Raw genomic sequence first — 20,111 nt, forward strand, 5'->3', positions numbered from 1 at the left:
CAATGTCTCAGTCTAAAACGCTCACAGCCATAGTAAGCGATAACAAGACTCTTATAAATCGTCTATATTAACTTCTATTTCTTCTTGAAATACCCTTTGAGCAACAATGTTTGCTAACTCGTAATCTTCGATTAATTGCGTAAGCATAACAAGCTCTTCTCCTTCTGGAGTATTAGGTTCCGCAACGTCCCACAGCTCATCTACACGTTTGAGTGCCTTTTCTAAGCCTTGTTTTGAGTTGATTGGTTTTACCGATGTGATAGTCATAATATACCTTTCTTTGAAAAGAGCAGAATTAATTACTCAAAATCTTCGGGATTAACTGGACTTCCCAGCTTTTACCAAGAGTTATAATCATAGTTTAACCTATGTTTATAGCGTTTAGCTTTTATTATACTTCAATTTCTTGAACTTCTGCTTTATGGCACATAGCAGCCAACTAAACTAGTCGGTATTCTTATGGCGTTGGCTTCATAAAGCCTGTATTTGGTAACTTTATGCCATTATAAGCTTCAATATTATGCCAACTTACACTTCACTTGCTACGCTGTAGCCCAGTAAAAAGGTATGTTCTTATGCCAGTTTATGATTCAAACAACATTGGGTGTTGTACATTCCCATTTTTTACCCATCTAAAATTTACTAATACTAATTTCTTATAATACGCTTTCTGGTTAATCCTCATCAAAATTGTAATAGCATCTTTTTTAATCAAATAGGCATATTCTTTCATCATACTTTTGATGTAATACCAATCGACTAAAATATTAAAACTATTCTAGCGAGCTAAATAAAGCGCAAACTGCGTTATAGATTTTTCATGTACGACTGCATGGATGCAGGAGCAATTGCCGAGAACAACTGTCCAGTGAAAGCTGGGAAGTCCACCCCGCGTAAATTTTTTGGGTCTAGAATCTGTATTACTCTAAAGCGCAGCGTCTCTTAACCTCTTTGTGAATAATTCAATTAAAGATCTTTTGCACAAAGAGAAGAGAATGAGCAGTAAATGAGGATGAACTTGAAGGCTAATATTGATATGTAAAACATGATGAGCTAATAAAGGGTTAGCTGCTATCTCTGACAAATAAGCCACTCAAACACCTGTTATACCTTCTAAAATACCAATTAAAGCAACAGCAAATGCTCTTTTTATATTTTATGTAAAAGTCAGTTGTCGATTGAATCAAAATAGGAACTCGGCTATGGTTAATGCACCAATAAAAATAAATTAAAAACGAGTAATTTAAGGCAAGGAGTACCAATGAAAAAATGTTTATCAATTTTAACTATCTTAATTTCTGTTATTTCAACAGCGACTTTAGCCAGTAGCGATGAATTTGATTACGATAACTTTGTTAAAAATTATCATCAAGCTATGACAAACACACAAAAACCTAATGCATCTAAAGATGATTTAGAACAGTATTTGTCACTATTAACTGATGATGTTGGTAACCAACATTTTCCAAATGCGCCTGATGACTCTAGAGAGCCAGACGGCAAAGAACTAATGCGTAAAGGAATGTCTCGTTATTTAGGTGTACATACAGAATACAAAGGTAAAATAATAGAGTATATCGTTGGGTACAACGTGGTAGCCCTTAAACATGCGTTCTCTGCAAAAGGCTTACGTTCTGACGGTTCTGAGTTTAGTTATAGCAAAGAAGTTTTAGATGTCTTAGAGCTTGAAGATGGTAAGGTATCTGTAATTCGTAGATACGGGCAATAGTTCACATCACATATATGAGCCTAACTCTATCAAGAGTTACCAGTGTTTTTTTGACCGTTTTTATAAATTAAATTATAAAATAGGACAGGCACAATTTTTTGCAACATTCACTAAGAAGCAAAATAGCAAAAATATATGCCTTGTCCTTATTGCCTTTTTATCTTCTTCACTTTACCGAGCGTAGCCACTAAACCCGATTATGACAATTTATACACCAAGTAGTTCATAAGCTTAAATAGGCTACTTATTTAATACACACGGTATTAAAATTTAGCGCCCAGCCACAACCAAATTTTATCGGTATCTACTTTACCTGCACCAACATCTCCTGCCGAATAGGCGGCATATTTAATACCTACGGTTAGGTTTTTCGCAAATTTTCTAGTAAATACAGCGTTAATTTCACTTCCTAAATTATCAACTGTTGGTGTTGCTTCGTCTGCACTGTAATCATGATAAACCAATGACCAAGCACCACCGAGGACTTTCCCTGAAACTGAGGCGTATAAATCGACTAAACCTTCCTTTGGTGTCGTTAAAAATTGGTCTGCCCAGCCGTTGAATTTATGCAAAGTTGCCAAGGGGGTTGAAAAACCATATTGAGCATTATCACTGCCGAGAACTTCGCCGCCTAACTTTACAGTCACAGTGTTAAAGCTATAGGCGCCTTCAAGGGCAATATAATCTGCTGTGTGATCACTGCCATTGTCGTTAGCTTGTTGACTTGCATATTCAGCTAAATAGGCAAAGTTATCTTTTTTACCTTTGAAGCTTAGTCCGTAGGTATCTAAGCTATTTGGTGTGCCTTCATCGACTTCTAATAGGTAGCTATAGCCGGTGAGTAGTCCTAACTCTGTTTTATAATTTATATGTAACAGGTGATCATTGGAATGCAGATCTTTTGCTTCAGCAAATATACGGTTACGTTTGTTTATGTAGCTATAACTTGTGTTTATTTTGCTGGTTGCAGTGTAATTAAGGGTTGCGGCATCAAAAGTTTGCCTATCTTGGCGCCAGCCAACATGGCCCACATAGCGTTGATTGTCGAGGGCAATAATTTGGCGGCCTACTTTAGCGGTGAGTTTGTCTGATTTATATTGCAAAAATGCTTGGTCAAGCTCTGTGCTTTCTGGATCGGCGATAACGGAATAAAGTAGGTTGTTGCCGATGGCATCGTTATAATTATCAACCCCTGCGAGCTGTCGTGAATCTTCAAACTCAATTACCCCAGAAAAACCTTGGTAGTCGGCGCTGGTATAATTTAAGCGTGTACTTATTGTTAAAGCTGATGCGTCTTTTAAGATGTTGTCTTGCTGTACCCCTTCATAACGTATGTTGAAGTCGAGAGTTGTTTTTGATTGCGTATCGGCGTAAGTCGTTGCTGTTGTACCAGCTAATAATAGTAAGGTGGTTACTTTTGATAGTTTTGCTTGAAATGTCATGTTTTTCCCTTAAATTTTTTATGTTTTAATTTTTTAGCTCTTAGGCAACATCAGATTGTTTTTGCTTAGGGGTTGCTGTTGGTATCACTTCTATTTTTCTTTGTTTTTCATACAAGAAAGTTAATACAGCTGAGCGCAGACGGTTATATTCTGGATTTTCGGCCAAGGCTAAGCGGTCTCTTGGGTGTGGTAAATTTACCTCTAATATTTCGCCAATTGTTGCCGCAGGACCATTGGTCATCATAACGATGCGATCAGATAATAAAACGGCTTCGTCAACGTCATGAGTGATCATGATCACGGTATTATTGAGCTTTTGCTGAATTTCCATTAATGAATCTTGCATGTGAGCGCGAGTTAATGCGTCTAAGGCCCCAAAGGGTTCGTCCATTAAGAGTACTTCGGGTTTCATTGCAAGTGCTCTTGCTATACCGATCCGCTGTTTCATACCCCCTGATATTTCGTCTGGGCGCTTATCTTTGGCATGATCCATGTGTACTAAATTGAGGTTGTGTTCAATCCATTGTGTCATTTGGGCTGGAGACATTTCATTTTTGAAAACACGTTTTACAGCCAGTTCTATGTTTTCATAGCATGTGAGCCAAGGTAATAAAGAATGATTTTGAAATACGACTGCTCGCTCAGGCCCAGGCTCAGTCACCTCTTTATTATTTAATAATACGCCGCCTTTGGTTGCTTTATGTAAACAGGCAACAATATTTAGAACCGTTGATTTACCACAACCGGAGTGGCCAATTAAAGAGATAAACTCGCCTTTTTTAATTTGCAGATCAACATCCTTCAATGCGGTGAAGTCACCTTTTGGGGTCGGGAATACCATATCTACTTTGCTGATATCTAAAATTATACTCATTTTATTTCCTCAGAATTTAGTGGCTAACGTTGCGCGCTTGATTTGTCCCAAGAGAGCTTTTTTTGCAGCTGTAACATAGTGCGATCTAGCATGAAGCCAATCAGACCAATCACAATGACGGCTGTCATAATACGGCTGAGTGATTGTGAGCTGCCGTTTTGAAATTCATCCCATACAAATTTCCCAAGCCCTGGGTTTTGTGCCAGCATTTCGGCGGCAATTAAAACCATCCAGGCAACACCTAATGACATTCTCATACCGGTAAAAATGGCTGGGATAGAAGCAGGAATAACAATTTTTTGAATATGCACTAATTTTGGTAGGCTTAACACTTTACTTACGTTGACCCAATCTTGGTTCATTGATGCAACACCAAACGAAGTGTTAATAACCATTGGCCAGATGCTACACAGCGTCACTGTGATCAAGGAGTTGATGAATGATTTGGCAAATAAAGGCTCTGGTGATACATACAAGGCACTGACGACCATGGTCACCAGAGGTAGCCAAGCTAAGGGAGAAACGGGCTTAAAAATTTGAATAATAGGGTTGATTGCCATGTTGAGGTTTTTACTTAAACCAATGGCAATACCTAATGGTATGGCTATTATTGCGGCCAATAAAAAGCCACTTAGTACAGTAAGTAAACTTGTTATTATTTGATCTGAAAATGTTTCCTTACCTGTATAAGCACGTATTTTTGGCTCGTAGCTTGGATCTTTTGCCATCCTCGCTTCATTTCTTTGTTTTTGGCGTAAATAAAATGCAGCTTCTTTTTTCGCGCTCAGTATTATGTTCATTAATCAAGTTACTTATTTGTGTTGCAACTGAACTTGGCCCAGGAAACTTACCTAATGAGGTATCGATGCTGCTGGCTGTGAGTGACCAAAATAATAAAAAGCATATAATACCGACTGTCGGTAGAACTATTGCTTTTGCCTTGGTGGTAAAAAATGCAGTAAAAAGACCTTTAATAGTCATGGGTTGGCTCCCCACTATTTTTTTGCTCAATATTGCTGTCATGATCGTTCCTTAATGCACTGTTAAGCAGTGCATTACTGTTATTAATTAGATTAAAAGATTAAAGCTTGTCACCCGCTTTTAAGCCTATCTTGAATTTATTGATGTAGTCGTTTGGCGCTGTACCGTCGTAAACAATATTGTCGATAAAGTGTTTTTGCGGCTCGCGATAGCCATCTTCATCAACGAGATCTGCAAAATCGCTTTTTAATAACAGTTTGTCTGCAACTAACGATTGTGCTGCTGCCATGTAAATATCTGGACGGTATACTTTTGCTGCAACATCTTTGTACCAACTGTCTGGCTTGTCTTCGCTGATTTGCCCCCAGCGACGCATTTGGGTTAAATACCAGATAGCATCAGAGTAATACGGGTAGGTTGCGTTGTAGCGAAAGAAGACGTTGAAGTCAGGTACTGCGCGTTTATCGCCTTTTTCGTATTCAAATGTACCTGTCATGCTGTTTGCGATGACTTCGCGGTCAGCGCCAACATAGTTAGATTGTGATAATATTTTTACAGCTTCGGGGCGGTTAGCATTGTCGTTTTCGTCTAACCATTTTGCTGCACGAATGAGTGCGCGGGTTAAGCGGATGGTGGTATTTGGGTACTTTTCAGAAAAAGCTTTAGTAATACCAAATACTTTTTCAGGGTTATTTTTCCAAATTTCATAGTCAGTAACCACTGGTACACCGATACCTTTAAAGACAGCTTGTTGGTTCCAAGGTTCGCCCACGCAGTAGCCATAAATAGTACCGGCTTCCATGGTTGCGGGCATTTGCGGAGGAGGGGTTACTGATAGCAGAGCTTGTGCGTTAATTTTACCAGAGGTATCACCTTTATGAGGCGCATAGAATCCAGGGTGAATATTGCCTGCCGCTAACCAGTAACGAAGTTCATAGTTATGCGTTGACACAGGAAAAACCATGCCCATATTGAAAGGTTTACCTGCATCTAGGTATTTTTCTACTACGGGTTTTAGCGCATCGGCTTTGATTGGATGAACGGGTTTACCGTCAGCTTGCTTGGGAATATTACCTTTCATTTGTGCCCATATTTCATTGGAGACGGTAATCGCGTTACCATTTAAATCCATTGAGAAGGGGGTAATTATCTCGGCTTTTGTACCATATCCAATGGTGGCTGCTATGGGTTGCCCGGCAAGCATGTGCGCGCCGTCTAGTCGGCCATCAATAACACCATCAAGGAGTACTTTCCAGTTCGCTTGTGCTTCAATGGTGACGTATAAGCCTTCGTCTTCAAAAAAGCCTTTTTCGTAAGCGATAGCGATGGGGGCCATGTCGGTTAATTTTATAAAGCCAAATGTTAACTCTTCTTTTTCGGGGTAACCTAACTCAGCAGCCAGTAAAGATGTGGTGAGTAATGAGCCTGATATGCAAATACCCGCTATCACAGCGTGGCATAATTTTTTGCATTTCTTTTTTAAGCGTATTTTCAACATACTTTTCTCCAAATAAAAAAAAAAGCCCACAGCAACGCAGATAAATCTGAATTGCTGTGGGCTACTATGCCAAACTAAAAATGACTACGGCTTTGCAGTGCGATTAGTTTTAACGGAATAAGTTTTTTAAATTAGTTTATTAAGCTGTTAATAAAACCGCTGTTGGCCTCATTAACATAAACATCATTTACTTGGATAAAGCATAGTGTATGCCATTTTTAAAATATTTAATCTATACAGTATGTTATGTTTTTACGTGGGATGATTTACTCGTTGTAATTTTGAATTATGATTCATTAAGGGGAATGGTTTGCATTAAGCTGGTGCATTTTTGAAAGTCTGCAAGTTAATTTGGTTATTGATACTCTGCGCGAAAATATCTTGCACAGAGCAGGCCATAGTTAAGGGGTATTAAACGGCTTTATTTGTGCTGAAAAAGGTCTTTGCGATAAATAGTCGCAATATCTAACTGGGCTCGTTGCTCAGGATTGATATGGCCATTGTTTAACATCATGTCAGCAATTTTCTCCCCGTAGTGTGACTCTGGTGCATTAAAATCAGTATTGTTTAAGTCCGAAAATTGGTTATAACTTGGTACTAAGCGGGGGGGATGATTATTAAACGTTAAGCAACTGCCTAGTAAGGAAGGGGCGATCACATCGATTGGAGTATCTAAATACTTAGCGCGAGTTAAAAGTCGGGCAGCTTCAAAACGATTGGGGATGCTTTCTAGCCATTGGCAGGCTTCATATAAAGCGCAGATCAATGCCTTGGTGGTATTTGGGTATTGTTGTTGCCAGCTTGCCATTAGGCCGAGTACTTTTTCGGGGATATCTTGTAATAAATCTGCCGATGTTACGCCTGTAACACCTACGGCTTCTCTTACAGCTTTGGCATTCCATGGTCCTCCTACACAAAAACCATCTAAATCACCAGATTGCAAAGATGGCACCATATTTGATGGTGGTACTATCAGCAAATTAATTTCAGATACTGCTATGTCACTACGTTTAAGCCAGTCTGTCAGTTGATAATAATGACAGCTGTAAGGAAAAACGACAGCAAAAGTTAGTTTTTCATTTATCAGTGCTCTTTGAGCTATTTCATGCTTGAGAATATTGGCCTCGAATGGCATAGGTAACTGAGTTACTTGATGTTGTGCGAGGATTTTATTATACAATGAACTGGAAATGGTTATGCCGTTACCATTTCGACTTAATATCAGTGGTGTTATAACCGTTGAGCGCTCTCCGTATAGACCAAGGTTGCTTGCTATTGGCATAGGGGCAAGCATTTGGGCTGCGTCAATAACACCTGTGTGTAGCTTGTCTCGTAATGTGGCCCATGAGTTTTGTTTAGATAAAGTAACTGTAAGTCCCCATTTAGCAAAAAAGCCCATCTCATAAGCAACAACAACTGGGGCGCTATCTGTTAAGGGCATAAAACCGAGGGTTAACTCTTTTTTTTTCAATATTAGAAATCATTTTGGTTCTCTAAAGAATGCTGGCAACAGATAAAATATTTCTAGCGACATCATCCATTTTTTGACTATTGTCCATCGCTGTTTTTCGAATGAAATGATAGGCCTGGGTTTCAGACAATTGTTTGTTTTCCATCAACCAGAGCTTTGCTTTTTCAATGTTTTTTTGACTCGATAATTTTTGCTTTGTGGCAGCGAGTTCTTGCTTTAGATCTTGAAATACGGCAAAACGAGCGATCGCTACATCGATAATTGACCGCACGCGTTGATGGCTTACTTCACCAATAACATAGGCACTCACACCTGATTTAACCAATTGATTTATTGTGGTGCTAGGATTTTGATGTTCAGAAAAAACCACAATGGGCTTGGGGGCAAATTGTGATATTTGGTTTAGGTTTTCAAGCATGTCGCGATCAGGTGATTCAATATCGATTATGATAATGTCAGGATCAAGTTGCTCTACATCTTTGAGTAAAGGCATGCCAGAATGGGCAATATGAAAAATATCATAGTGATCATTACTTAATACATTCATCAAAACCGTTGCTTTTGCTTGGTTATTTTCTGCCAGTAGCACCTTTAATTTAGTGTGGGCTGCTTGCTTGGTGACTGATGATAAAGTAAGTGTGTTCTTTTTCAATTTAGTTAATACAGGAAATAAGAGACTAAAGAGAAACAAGCAACATTTATGCCTTGTGACAAAATTTTTAAATATCATGACGTTAAATTGCAACGCTGGCGATTACGGAACGATTGTGCGATTTAATGATGCAATGATGCGCCATAATCGCTCACAGTAATAACAGATGTTTTAATCCACAGTAAAATAAAAGAGAAAAATAAAAGGACAGGCACAAATTTTTAGTAAGTAAGGAAAGCCAATTGCAATGAATGCACACGAATGTTTTGCAAAATCCACAGCATTAACTACTGTTATTGTATACAGTGATTAATGAACTTTATCTTATGACTCGTGCGAGAAAAAACCTTATTGATTTAGCATCCACATCTTACTACCACTTAATAGCTCGCTGTGTCAGACAAGCATACTTATGTGGTAATGATAAACATACAGGAAAAAATTTTGATCATCGTAGGGAGTGGCTTATAGAACGAATAAAGTTATTAAGTAGCGTGTTTGCTATTGAAATAGCAGCTTATGCGATTATGAGTAATCATTACCACTTAGTAGTAAACGTGAATAGGCGACAAGCACTGGAGTGGTCTGATATTGAAGTCATTGAGCGCTGGTATCAACTTTATAATGGCCATATATTAGTTGACCGCTTCTTAAATGGTGAGCAGTTTGATGAAGCCAATTTACTATTTTTTAATGAGATAATCGCTAAATGGCGAGAAAGGTTGTATGACATTAGCTGGTATATGAAAAACCTTAATGAGTACATAGCCCGTGAAGCCAATAAAGAGGATAACTGCACAGGCAAGTACTGGGAAGGACGTTATAAGTCACAAGCTTTATTAGATCAAACAGCAGTGCTTAGTTGCATGGCTTATGTCGATTTAAACCCCATCAGAGCAAATATAGTAGATACACTTGAGGACAGCGATTACACTTCAATTCAAGAGCGACTAGCGCATTTAAAAGCCTTTACCACAAGTGCAGTTAAAGCAAATAAATCCTTAAAGAAAAACGATAGTATTCAGCATGAAAGTCAACCTGCACAGCTAAAACCATTTGGTGGTAATCATATAAAACACACAATCCCTATTGCCTTGCTAGATTACATTGAATTAGTGGACTGGAGTGGTCGTCACATAGATCCAAATAAAAAAGGGCATCTCAACAACACCGTGCCGAAAGTACTGCTCACATTGAATATAGATAAAGCGCAATGGCTTGAATCTGTAAAGCGATTCAGGCATCAATATTCAAATTTTGCAGGCAGCAAACAGCGTCTCAAGCAACATGCGGCAAGCAACGATGTCAAATGGTATAAAGGGGCGGGGTAGCACTAAGTTTGCCATGTAATTGAAAAATAATCTCCGATAAAGCACCCGTCTAGCAAAGGCTTGCTCTGCAGCCTAATATTCTATCCAAAAATGTAAAGCTTTGAATAATCTGTGTGAGAAAACTGAAAATGTATAAAAAAGACGGGTGAATGTTAATAAACTTGAAGTGATTTTTGACGCTAGTACAGTTAAAGTATAAAAGATGCCTGTCCTTTTATTTCTTTATTTTATGCCTGTCCTCTTTATTATTTATTTTATTCTTTTTATCTACATGTTGTGAGTGATGTTTAACTGTATATTTTAAGGAAAGTGGGGCAAAAAATACGTAGTGCCCCGATTTGTAGCTCTGTACTTTTATAGTGAAAACGATTTTACGACATCACTCTTTTAATTAAACAGACGTGTTTTTTGCCTTTTTGAATTAACCAGTATTGATCAAATAACGGCAATTGCATTGCTGTACTTTCGATTTGGTTAACTTTTTCACCATTAACGCTTATTGCGTTATTGCTAATGAGTTCTCTGGCTATGCGTCTAGAGCTTGCGAGATTAGCTGCAATTAATAACTCAACAAGGTCGCTTTGAGGCGATTGTATACAGGGGACGCCATCAAATTCGAGCTGCTTTAATTCACTTAAACTTAGCGTTTGTACACAACCACTAAATAGCGCGTCAGTGATGCGTTCGGCACTTGCCAGTGCAGCTTCGCCGTGAACAAAAAGCGTTATTTGTTGAGCTAAAATCTTTTGTGCTTCGGGCTTAGTTTGGCTGAGCTCATCGCAGGCTTTTATATTATCAATTTCATCGCAGTTTAAAAAAGTGTAGTAGCGTAGAAAGTTGTATACATCAGCATCATCAACGCTGAGCCAAAATTGGTAAAACGCGAACGGGGAGGTTTTTGTTGGATCAAGCCACACAGTACCTGTTTCAGTTTTACCGAATTTTTTGCCATCTGATTTTGTGATCAATGGTAAAGTTAACCCATATACAGTTTCGTTATTTTGTCTTCTTGTGAGGTCTATACCACTGATAATATTTCCCCATTGATCATTGCCACCGATCTGCAATCGACAATTAAACTGTTTATTAAGTTGTGCAAAATCAAATGACTGCAGTAGTGTGTAGCTAAACTCGGTGAACGATATTCCTTGTTCTGGACGATTAAGTCGCTGTTTTACTGACTCGCGGTTGATCATTGAGTTTATTGAAAAGTGTTTTCCGATATCACGGAAGAAATCAATAATATTGATGTTGCTCATCCAGTCGGCATTATTAGCAATCAGCAATGGTTTCTTGTCGCTGTGCATTAATTGTTGTATTTGTTGGGTCAGTTTTTTAACCCATAGAGTCACTGTTTGCTCAGTGTTTAAGCTGCGCTCAGTTGCTTTAAAACTGGGATCACCAATCATGCCTGTTGCCCCACCAATTAAAGCAATTGCTTGATGGCCTGCATCTTGAAAACGCTTAAGCATGAGTAGTGGCACTAAATGACCGATATGTAGGCTATCGGCAGTAGGATCAAATCCGCAGTAAAGCACTTGCGGTTGTTGTAAAGCTTGTTGCAGTTGTTCTAAATTACTTGTTTGGGCAATGAGCCCTCTGGCTTGTAGATCATTTAATAACGTCATGTTTCTGTCCGTCTAAAAATTTTATTCAGACTAATAATCAGAGCGCCGGTTTACTATATCCCAATAGGGATAGTTTTTACTTTGGTAGGGTAATTAGGTGGTTATAAAACAATTGAAAAAACTCACTTAAAGATGCAATGTTGAGCTGCTGGTAAATACGTTTTCGGTGATTTTTAACTGTTCCTTCGCTGATCGCCAGCTTTAATGCTATTTCTTTACTATCGTAGCCTTGTGCAATTAGCACTGTTATTTCTTGCTCTCTTTTAGTTAGTATATCCCGACCAAAAGTCGTTAATGCATGTTGCACTGAGGCATGCAACTGAGTGCCGCCTAAATGGTCTTTGATCGGCTCAGCTAAATGAAAGTCGGCTCTTTTCCAGTGCTGTCGACATAAAGACTCGATGATACAAAAATATGGTTTAAGCTCAGATAGTCGCTTTATACTGATATGGTTTTTATCATTTATAAAACCTAAGCAAATGATCACCCAAAGTTCAGGCTCTATTTCGATGAATATACCCAGTTCATCTTTCCACCCAGTTTGTTGGTAAAAGCGTTGGCAATAAGCGTGGTAGTCTAAATCTTTGCTAATAACTTCTTTAAGTGTATAAACTCCTTGCTGCTGATGAGTATTTAAATATCGTATAAAGGGATCATTTTGATAATCATTGGTTAAATAACGCTGAAACAGTAGTTCCCGCTCTTTTTCAATTGAATCATACAGATAAATAGGGCGTTTAGCTTCTTTACAACCAAGTATTACTGCACAATCAAACGCTAGGCATGCATGGGTCAGTTGCATTATTTTGGCACTAAATTTAGGTGTATTCAGTGCTGAGATAGTTTCAGATACTAGGCTGAGAAAATGGTTATCTGGCATGATTTATCGTTTATAAAGTGCTGCATGTACACACAGTTTAATGAGTTACGCTTAATTAACCAAGGGGTTAACGCACGCGCGTTTGGTCGTTATTTTCATTTATTATGAGCCGCGATTTTCGGCTCTATTTTAATTCAAGCTTATAAACTTAGCCGTGGTTGTATAAAGTCTAAAAATGCGGTAATACGAGACGACACAGCACCGCTTTTATAATACACCCCATGAACAGGCTCGCGATTATTTGGTGTAATGAGCGATTCGGGTAGTAGTTCGATTAGCTTATTTTCTTTTATGTCATCAGTTACCATAAAGTTTGAAAGTAGGGCGATGCCTTGGTTTGCAATACACAGTTGTCTGATTGTTTCGCCACTACTTGCACAAAGATCAAAGGTTAATTTTACAGGCTCAAGCAATGGCCATTGATTGAGCTTTGCAGCATCAGTAAATCCTAACAGGGTATGGTTTTGCAAATCCGCGCTAGTACGAATGGGTGGGGCATGTTTTAAATAATCAGCCCCAGCTACTATTCGTAGTTTACTATTTCCTAGCTTACGAGCGTGCAGATTTGAGTCTTTTAACTCACCAATACGAATGGCTAAGTCGGTTTTTCGCTCTAATAAATCAATAATATTATCGTGTGATGTAATGTCGAGTGTTATCTGTGGGTAGTGTTTTCTAAACTCTGGAACTAATGGCATAAGCTGATGCAGTACAAATGGGCTTGCGGCATCGATCCGCAGGCGGCCACTCGGTGCCTGTTTTAATAGCTTAATAGCTTCTTCGCCTGAATAAAGTGTATTTAACCCTTCTCGGGCGTATTGAATGAAGGTATGACCTTCTTCTGTCAGCTCTATGCGGCGTGTTGTTCTATTTAATAAAGTAGATTGCAACGTGTTTTCTAGTCGAGAGACAGCCCGCGATACTTTTGCAACGTGCTGATCCAGTAAGTTGGCAGCGGCAGAAAAACTACCACAATCAACCACAGTGATAAAGGTTTCTAGATCTTCTGTTTTAGCGTGCACAGCCATTAAAGTTACCACTTTATATTTGCATAAATGACAAAAGTATTTTGTCATTTACGCTATTTTTTGCAAATGTTTTTTTAGCCAAACTGTGCACCTACTTTAATTGTGAGGATGTAATGATGCCATTGGCTTTATGGGCGCTTACTTTAAGCGCGTTTGCGATAGGAACTACAGAGTTTGTGATCGTTGGTTTAGTACCTACCATTGCGGGAGACTTAGGTGTTAGTCTGCCCTGCGCAGGGTTGTTAGTTAGTTTATATGCTGTGGGTGTCGCTATCGGTGCGCCAGTATTGACAGCTTTGACTGGGCGATGGAATCGCAAAATTGTATTGATGAGTTTAATGACGTTATTTGTGATCGGTAATTTGCTTGCATGGCAAGCGCCCAGCTACGAAACTCTGATCATAGCGCGCATATTAACAGGGCTTGCTCACGGGGTGTTTTTCTCTATTGGCTCAATGATTGCTACCGGTTTGGTTAGTAAAAATAAAGAAGCAAGTGCCATTGCCATTATGTTTACAGGCCTTACTGTTGCATTGGTAACCGGTGTGCCATTGGGTACCTGGATTGGTCAGCACTTTGGCTGGCGGGCAACATTTTTAGTGGTGTCGATGCTTGGCTTAATTGCATTAATTGGTAGCGCTATGTTGGTACCTAACAATCTAAAGCAGTCAGCACCGGCAACATTTAAAGAACAATTACACGTGTTGATCAAACCGCGTTTACTGCTGGTTTATTTAATGACAATACTTGGTTATGGCGGCACGTTCACCGCGTTTACGTATTTAGCACCTATATTAGAGCAGCATACGGGGTTTACGCCTTCAGTTATTGGTTTAATCATGTTGGTTTATGGGGGATCTGTAGCAGTAGGAAATATATGGGGTGGAAAACTAGCTGACCAGCGTGGGCCGATCAGTGCGCTAACGCTCATTTTTAGTGCACTTAGCATTATTCTATTGCTATTTACTTTTACGATGGGCTCAAAAGTTGCTGCGGTTTTGACTATTTTAGTCTGGGGCGCATTCGCATTTGGTAATGTTCCAGGATTGCAATTGTATGTTGTTAAACAAGCGCAACAACACGCACCAAACGCGGTAGATGTGGCATCAGGGTTAAACATTGCTGCGTTTAACATTGGTATTGCCCTAGGGTCAATTATTGGCGGCAGTGTCGTAGAGAATATGAGTTTGCAAGACACTGCGTGGATTGGTGCTGTTATTTCAGTGTTGGCACTGTTGGTCACTCGTTACAATGGCTTATTAGACAAGCGTGAGTTGCAGCATACATAAGGTGTTTTCTTTAACTTCACACCAGCTCTTGAAACTAAAGTTAATGACCTCATACCTTACTTGAGGTCAAAATTTTAAATTAAAAAGTAGTAGGTGTATTTCGAAAAACTTTAGTTAGAAATTTAACAAGTTTGTATTTTAAACCGATTATTTTAGAAGGATTAAATCATGACACAGCGTGTAACAGAAATGCCGGAGTTAGGCATGGGAACATTTCGTCTTGAAGGTAAAACCGCGTATGAATCTGTAAAAATGGCATTAGAGGTGGGTTTTCGCCATATTGATACAGCACAAATTTATGGTAACGAAGAGCAGGTTGGCCAAGCGATAAAAGACAGTAATATTCCACGAGATGAGTTATTTATTACCACTAAAGTGTGGAATAACAAACTCAACAAAAATGATTTTATAGACAGTGTGCAAGAGTCGCTGGTGAAACTTAAGCTTGATTCGGTCGATTTATTGTTGATCCATTGGCCTGCGCCATCAAACAATGAACCAATGAGCGAGTATTTAACGCAATTATTAAAGGCAAAAGAGCTTGGCTTAACTAAGCATATTGGGGTTTCTAACTTCACCATAGCGAATTTAAAAGAGGCTATGCAAACACTGGACTCACGGGAAATATTTACCAATCAAATAGAAGTGCACCCATATTTAACTAACACTAAACTACGGGCATTTTGTCAGCAACATGACATTCATGTCACTGCTTATATGCCATTTGTAGTTGGTAAAGTGTTAAGCGATGAAACAATAATTGATATTGCTAATAAGCACGGCGCAAGTCCTGCGCAAGTGGTGATTGCATGGGAAAATGCCAACGGTATGACCACCATTCCATCATCAACTAAGCGTAAAAATTTAGTTGATAACTTTAATGACAAAGCATTAAAACTGGACGAGGAAGATATTGCCCGTATTGATGCGCTCGATTGTAGTGATCGCCAAGCAACGCCAGACTTTGCCCCTGAGTGGGATCAATAGGCTTGTTTGATAATATTAATTAAAAGTGCAGCCGGTCTGCACTTTTATTCTAATTAGCAAAATAAAGAATATTGTTTAGTGAAATGGTTGAGTTTCAGTAACAAGGATCAGTATGAGCAGTGTCATTATTCTGTTAGGTGCACCTAATAATAGCGATGGTAGTTTAACGGCGATTGCCAAAAGCCGGTGTGACAAGGCGTATCAAGTATTTTTGCAGCAGCCATATTCTAAATTACTTTGTACTGGTGGTTTTGGGGCACATTTCAATACGACTAATACTGCACATGGCGATTTAACTAAAGCTTATTTAATTAAACCTGGCGTGCCTGAAAATGCATTTTTGCCGGTTGCGTTAAGCCGCTTTACATTTGAAGATGCCACACTTGCTGAGCCTATTTTAGCAAGCGCTGAGGCCAAAAAAGCTATCTTAGTTAGCTCTGAATTTCATATAGCGCGCGTGTATTATGTGTTTTCGCATGTTTTACCGCATATTGAGTTTAGCTGCGAAGCGGCAATTACGCCATTACCAGAGGCAGAACTTGAACAACTAGTCGCCCACGAAAAACATGCTATGGAGCGAGAAAGAAGTAATGTGGAAAAACTTAAAAGCCCTCATACTCATTAGCCCAGCTTACATAAGTTATTTTAGTACATCTCCTTTAGTAATATTGCAACCCAAACGACGAGCTCGAAAAAATCAAAAGTTAAATTTTTGTTGTTAATTGGTAAGTTGAAATTTATATGATTGGCATACCAATTATGTGAGTGACTGCCTGTGATTAACTGTAATTCCAAACTAAGGACTATGTTTTATGTGTCTGTTTTATCAAGTGCTCTAGCTGGGTGTGGTAGTTCTGATACTAAGAGTACAGCCGATACTGCAATTGCTAAGCAAGATCCGGCAGTTATAAGTGGCGAAAAAATAGGAAAGTTAAATAACACTACAGTTTTAAATATCAATGGTAAGTTAAATATTACTGATGTGCAGTCTGGGGAAGATTTCTTTAATGTTCAGACCAATTCACCTTCATCTTATGGTTTTTTTAATCTTGATGAAGAGGGGAATTGGTCATATTTTGTGGATGTTGATAACCATGATATTTCTACTTTAGCAAAAGGCCAGTTATTAGAAGATGTTGTTACGGTAACTGCTATTGATGGAACAACAGCACAAATCACAATTACAATTGAAGGAGGTGATAGAGACGCTTTAATGGGGTTTATTGCAATATCTGAGGTTGTATTAAAATCGGATGGTGTTGATCAAGGAGCCGATGCGTACACTCTAATTGAGAATGTATTTGCTAAAGGCTCTATTGAGTCTCCTGATATGTATGAAGGAAACCACCAAGGTGTGTTACACATTATAGAAGATACAGATACGACAGTTGGAAGTCATTTTGTTTTTTTAGCGCATCGTGATGACGATCAAGACAAAGATAGCGGTCCAAGTGATAGACAACGCAACGAAATCAAAGCATATGATAAGTCACCAGATTCGACGCTCGCTTATAAAGATGAAACATTCCAATATAGTTGGAAATTTAAAGTAAGTAGTGAGCTTGAACTCACGAGTAAATTTAGCCATTTCTTTCAAATAAAGGCACGAAACGAGAGTAACGACAATACCAATGGTAATGACGATCAACCCATAATTACTCTCTCTGGAGCTCAAAAAAACAGTACAGGTAATCAATTACAAGTACGCTATAGTGCCGGCTTTGATGAAAGTGGGAAGAGCACAGGGCTTGATAAAAATCTTATTGAAACTGATTGGTCACTGATTACAGATGAATGGGTTGAGGTGTTTGTGCAAGCAACTTTTAGTGAAAATGGTCAGTTTGCAATGACATTAACCCGTTTAAGCGATAAACAAGAGATATTTAATATTCACGAACAAAATATAGATATGTGGCGTGGCTTTAGCGAGAAAGACTTTGCACGGCCTAAATGGGGCATATATCGCTCAATAGTTGAAACAGACAGCCTTCGCGCTGATGAAGAGCAAGTAAGATTTGCTGATTTTTCGATTAAAAAAGGAACTTTATCCGCTGAGTGATCTCGTTTAAGGCCTAGAGTATCGAGTTAAATATTTAACCATTTTAGCAAGCTATAATAGTTAATAACCCAACAGTATTGCGATAAAAAGGCGCATCAATCGCATAAAAAAGCCGTTAGTTGCTTATGCATCACTAACGGCTTTTTCAATCGTGACCGAGGTGGTTACTTTACTTCTTTGCCTGCGGCTTGTTGATCAGCGTGGTAGCTTGAACGAACAAATGGCCCTGATGCTGCATGAGTGAAGCCAATTTCATCGGCGTATTCTTTCAGTGCGTCAAACTCAGCTGGTGGCACGTAGCGTTTGACCGGTAAGTGGTGCTTAGAAGGTTGTAGGTATTGACCTACAGTAAGCATGTCGACGTTGTGTGCACGTAAATCACGTAACACTTCTTCGATTTCACTAATTTCTTCACCAAGACCAACCATTAAGCCAGATTTAGTTTTCACTTCTGGGTGGGCTTCTTTAAAGCGACGCAGTAATTCTAATGACCATTTGTAGTCAGCACCTGGACGGGCAAGTTTGTATAATCGTGGGGCAGTTTCAAGGTTATGATTGAAAACATCAGGTGGTGTTTCAATTAAAATCTCTAGTGCGCGGTCCATACGGCCACGGAAATCGGGTACTAAAATCTCAATAGTGATTTTTGGATTATGTTTGCGAATTTCGCGAATACAGTCAGCAAAATGTTGTGCGCCGCCATCACGTAAATCATCTCGATCTACAGAGGTGATCACTACATAACTTAGCTTCATATCTTTAATTGTTAATGCGAGTTTTTCAGGCTCCGCGGCGTCAGGTTTTAATGGGCGACCGTGTGCAACATCACAAAATGGGCAACGACGCGTACAAATAGCGCCTAAAATCATAAAGGTTGCAGTACCGTGGTTAAAGCATTCAGATAGGTTAGGGCATGAAGCCTCTTCACACACTGAATGCAAACCATGTTTACGCATGGCTTGTTTAATGCCGTCGATACGTTCGGTTGATTTAGGTAAGCGAATTTTTAGCCATTCTGGCTTACGCAACATCTCGTTTTTTTCAGTCGGCAATACTTTGACTGGGATCAACGCCATTTTTTCAGCGTCACGCAGTTTTACCCCTGGTTCCATCTTGACTGGTTTATTCATTCGTTTTCAAACCCTTCAGTATACTTAACGGCAGTTGCATTAAGTTTTTTTATCATGTGTTTTACGAGTCCAGTACCTGCTTGTGCAAGGTTCTCTGGGCCGTTTAAGTCGGTTGTTTGCACCATATTCATGCCCGCATAACCACATGGGTTAATGCGCAGAAATGGGCTCATATCCATGTTTACATTCAGTGCTAGACCATGAAAAGAACAACCGCGACGAACGCGAAGCCCTAATGATGCTATTTTGCTGTCGTTAACATACACCCCTGGTGCATCTGCTTTGGCGTAGGCTGCAATGCCATAATCATTGAGTGTATCGATAATACACTCTTCAAGCCAAGTGACCAGTTCTCGCACGCCAATTTTTAAGCGACGTAAGTTAAATAAAACGTACATCATTTGCTGACCTGGTCCGTGATAGGTGACTTGACCACCGCGATCAACTTTGATCACTTCTATGTCGCCTGGCGCAAGTAGATGTTCATCTTTACCGGCTTGGCCTTGCGTGAATACGGGCTCATGTTCAACGAGCCAAATTTCATCTGCATCATGTTCAGTACGTACGTCGGTATAGTTTTGCATTTTTTGCCATATTGGCATGTAACGCTGTCTACCTAGTTGACGGACGATTAGGGTGTTTTCGCTCACTGCTGACTCCGCTTTGCGCTTAAAGCATGTGTCGTACGTCATCAATCGCACTGATAACGTTGTAAATTTCTTCAATATGAGCGCCGCTGGTTACTGTAACTACAAGGCTAACTGACTCGTAATTACCTTTACTACTGGGTTTTACTTTAGGAGCATAGTCGCCAGGTGCAATAGGTTGTAACTTAGTTAGAATTTGATCTGTTAAGTTGACGTTTGCCAACCCCATTACACGAAATGTAAATGGGCAAGGGTACTCTAAATATTCATCAAATTTAGTATTTTTTACCGGTGTAGCCACGACGTTGACTCCTCATACTTAATGTGTGTTTAGTTTTACTTAGCTAAACAATAAACCGTTCTGTTAATCTGCTCTCGACCATAATAACAATTGCATTATTAGCGCATTGGCTTGAGTGCTTTAAATTACCACCAATCACGGTAAATTTTTGATGTAAAAACAAGTCGATAAGCTCAATGCTTAG

Annotated in this window: 18 protein-coding genes and 1 pseudogene; 6 read left to right on the top strand and 13 right to left on the bottom strand. The window is 39.2% G+C overall.

The window, feature by feature from the left end:
- Window positions 1-51: 51 nt before the first annotated feature.
- Entirely contained in the window at window positions 52-267 is a 216-nt protein-coding gene (locus KAN5_RS03385; protein ID WP_244390485.1) for a hypothetical protein, read from the bottom strand.
- A gap of 994 nt (window positions 268-1,261) precedes the next feature.
- Between KAN5_RS03385 and KAN5_RS03390 the strand changes: the two genes are divergently transcribed.
- Window positions 1,262-1,729 (top strand): nuclear transport factor 2 family protein, encoded by a 468-nt coding sequence (locus KAN5_RS03390; protein WP_016707605.1) that lies wholly within the window; start codon window positions 1,262-1,264, stop codon window positions 1,727-1,729.
- 263 nt (window positions 1,730-1,992) lie between these two features.
- Here the strand turns inward: KAN5_RS03390 and KAN5_RS03395 are convergent, their stop codons facing one another.
- The 6 genes and pseudogenes from KAN5_RS03395 to KAN5_RS03420 all read right to left on the bottom strand — a co-directional run bounded on the left by KAN5_RS03395 (window position 1,993) and on the right by KAN5_RS03420 (window position 8,647).
- Window positions 1,993-3,171, bottom strand: a complete 1,179-nt coding sequence (locus tag KAN5_RS03395) for an alginate export family protein (protein WP_244390487.1) — start codon at window positions 3,169-3,171, stop codon at window positions 1,993-1,995.
- A 40-nt stretch (window positions 3,172-3,211) separates the two neighbouring features.
- Window positions 3,212-4,045: an ABC transporter ATP-binding protein gene (locus KAN5_RS03400; protein ID WP_138555298.1), complete on the bottom strand. Its 834-nt coding sequence runs from the start codon at window positions 4,043-4,045 to the stop codon at window positions 3,212-3,214.
- 23 nt (window positions 4,046-4,068) lie between these two features.
- Window positions 4,069-5,026, bottom strand: a pseudogene (locus KAN5_RS03405) (ABC transporter permease).
- Between the two features lie 100 nt (window positions 5,027-5,126).
- A complete protein-coding gene (locus KAN5_RS03410; protein ID WP_244390489.1) occupies window positions 5,127-6,524 on the bottom strand; it encodes a CmpA/NrtA family ABC transporter substrate-binding protein in 1,398 nt (465 codons plus the stop codon).
- A 421-nt stretch (window positions 6,525-6,945) separates the two neighbouring features.
- Window positions 6,946-7,995 carry a CmpA/NrtA family ABC transporter substrate-binding protein gene (locus KAN5_RS03415; RefSeq protein ID WP_244390491.1) on the bottom strand — a complete coding sequence of 350 codons (1,050 nt, stop codon included), beginning with the start codon at window positions 7,993-7,995 and terminating at the stop codon, window positions 6,946-6,948.
- Window positions 7,996-8,017: 22 nt separating this feature from the next.
- A complete protein-coding gene (locus tag KAN5_RS03420; RefSeq protein ID WP_244390493.1) occupies window positions 8,018-8,647 on the bottom strand; it encodes an ANTAR domain-containing protein in 630 nt (209 codons plus the stop codon).
- A 326-nt stretch (window positions 8,648-8,973) separates the two neighbouring features.
- On the opposite strand from KAN5_RS03420, the gene KAN5_RS03425 reads away from it, so the two are divergent.
- Window positions 8,974-9,978, top strand: coding sequence for a transposase (locus KAN5_RS03425; RefSeq protein ID WP_244390495.1), 1,005 nt, complete (start codon window positions 8,974-8,976; stop codon window positions 9,976-9,978).
- A gap of 371 nt (window positions 9,979-10,349) precedes the next feature.
- On the opposite strand, the gene tyrS is transcribed toward KAN5_RS03425, so the two are convergent.
- The 3 genes from tyrS to KAN5_RS03440 form a co-directional block, all read right to left on the bottom strand.
- Window positions 10,350-11,606 (bottom strand): tyrosine--tRNA ligase, encoded by a 1,257-nt coding sequence (gene tyrS, locus KAN5_RS03430; protein WP_244390496.1) that lies wholly within the window; start codon window positions 11,604-11,606, stop codon window positions 10,350-10,352.
- A gap of 76 nt (window positions 11,607-11,682) precedes the next feature.
- Window positions 11,683-12,486, bottom strand: a complete 804-nt coding sequence (locus tag KAN5_RS03435; RefSeq protein ID WP_138555294.1) for a LuxR family transcriptional regulator — start codon at window positions 12,484-12,486, stop codon at window positions 11,683-11,685.
- Window positions 12,487-12,626: 140 nt separating this feature from the next.
- On the bottom strand, window positions 12,627-13,514 hold the full coding sequence (locus KAN5_RS03440; RefSeq protein ID WP_244390497.1) for a LysR family transcriptional regulator: 888 nt from the start codon (window positions 13,512-13,514) through the stop codon (window positions 12,627-12,629).
- A 116-nt stretch (window positions 13,515-13,630) separates the two neighbouring features.
- On the opposite strand from KAN5_RS03440, the gene KAN5_RS03445 reads away from it, so the two are divergent.
- The 4 genes from KAN5_RS03445 (at window position 13,631) to KAN5_RS03460 (ending at window position 17,849) form a co-directional block, all read left to right on the top strand.
- Window positions 13,631-14,803, top strand: a complete 1,173-nt coding sequence (locus KAN5_RS03445) for an MFS transporter (RefSeq protein ID WP_016707593.1) — start codon at window positions 13,631-13,633, stop codon at window positions 14,801-14,803.
- A gap of 168 nt (window positions 14,804-14,971) precedes the next feature.
- On the top strand, window positions 14,972-15,790 hold the full coding sequence (gene dkgB / locus KAN5_RS03450) for a 2,5-didehydrogluconate reductase DkgB (RefSeq protein WP_016707592.1): 819 nt from the start codon (window positions 14,972-14,974) through the stop codon (window positions 15,788-15,790).
- 112 nt (window positions 15,791-15,902) lie between these two features.
- Window positions 15,903-16,415 carry a YdcF family protein gene (locus KAN5_RS03455; RefSeq protein ID WP_244390498.1) on the top strand — a complete coding sequence of 171 codons (513 nt, stop codon included), beginning with the start codon at window positions 15,903-15,905 and terminating at the stop codon, window positions 16,413-16,415.
- Window positions 16,416-16,595: 180 nt separating this feature from the next.
- Window positions 16,596-17,849 (top strand): VCBS domain-containing protein, encoded by a 1,254-nt coding sequence (locus KAN5_RS03460; RefSeq protein WP_244390499.1) that lies wholly within the window; start codon window positions 16,596-16,598, stop codon window positions 17,847-17,849.
- Between the two features lie 164 nt (window positions 17,850-18,013).
- Here KAN5_RS03460 and lipA read toward each other — a convergent pair whose 3' ends face one another.
- The 3 genes from lipA to ybeD are packed head-to-tail and all read right to left on the bottom strand — an operon-like array spanning window position 18,014 to window position 19,927.
- Window positions 18,014-18,979 carry a lipoyl synthase gene (gene lipA, locus KAN5_RS03465; RefSeq protein ID WP_016707589.1) on the bottom strand — a complete coding sequence of 322 codons (966 nt, stop codon included), beginning with the start codon at window positions 18,977-18,979 and terminating at the stop codon, window positions 18,014-18,016.
- Window positions 18,976-19,629 carry a lipoyl(octanoyl) transferase LipB gene (gene lipB, locus KAN5_RS03470; RefSeq protein ID WP_029216058.1) on the bottom strand — a complete coding sequence of 218 codons (654 nt, stop codon included), beginning with the start codon at window positions 19,627-19,629 and terminating at the stop codon, window positions 18,976-18,978. Before lipB ends, lipA begins: the two co-directional genes overlap by 4 nt.
- Window positions 19,630-19,648: 19 nt before the next feature.
- The gene (ybeD, locus tag KAN5_RS03475) at window positions 19,649-19,927 is read right to left on the bottom strand and encodes a DUF493 family protein YbeD (protein ID WP_016707587.1); all 279 of its coding nucleotides are present in this window, start codon (window positions 19,925-19,927) and stop codon (window positions 19,649-19,651) included.
- Between the last annotated feature and the right edge of the window lie 184 nt (window positions 19,928-20,111).

Source organism: Pseudoalteromonas sp. KAN5, from assembly GCF_022846535.1.
Classification (GTDB): Bacteria; Pseudomonadota; Gammaproteobacteria; order Enterobacterales; family Alteromonadaceae; genus Pseudoalteromonas; species Pseudoalteromonas haloplanktis.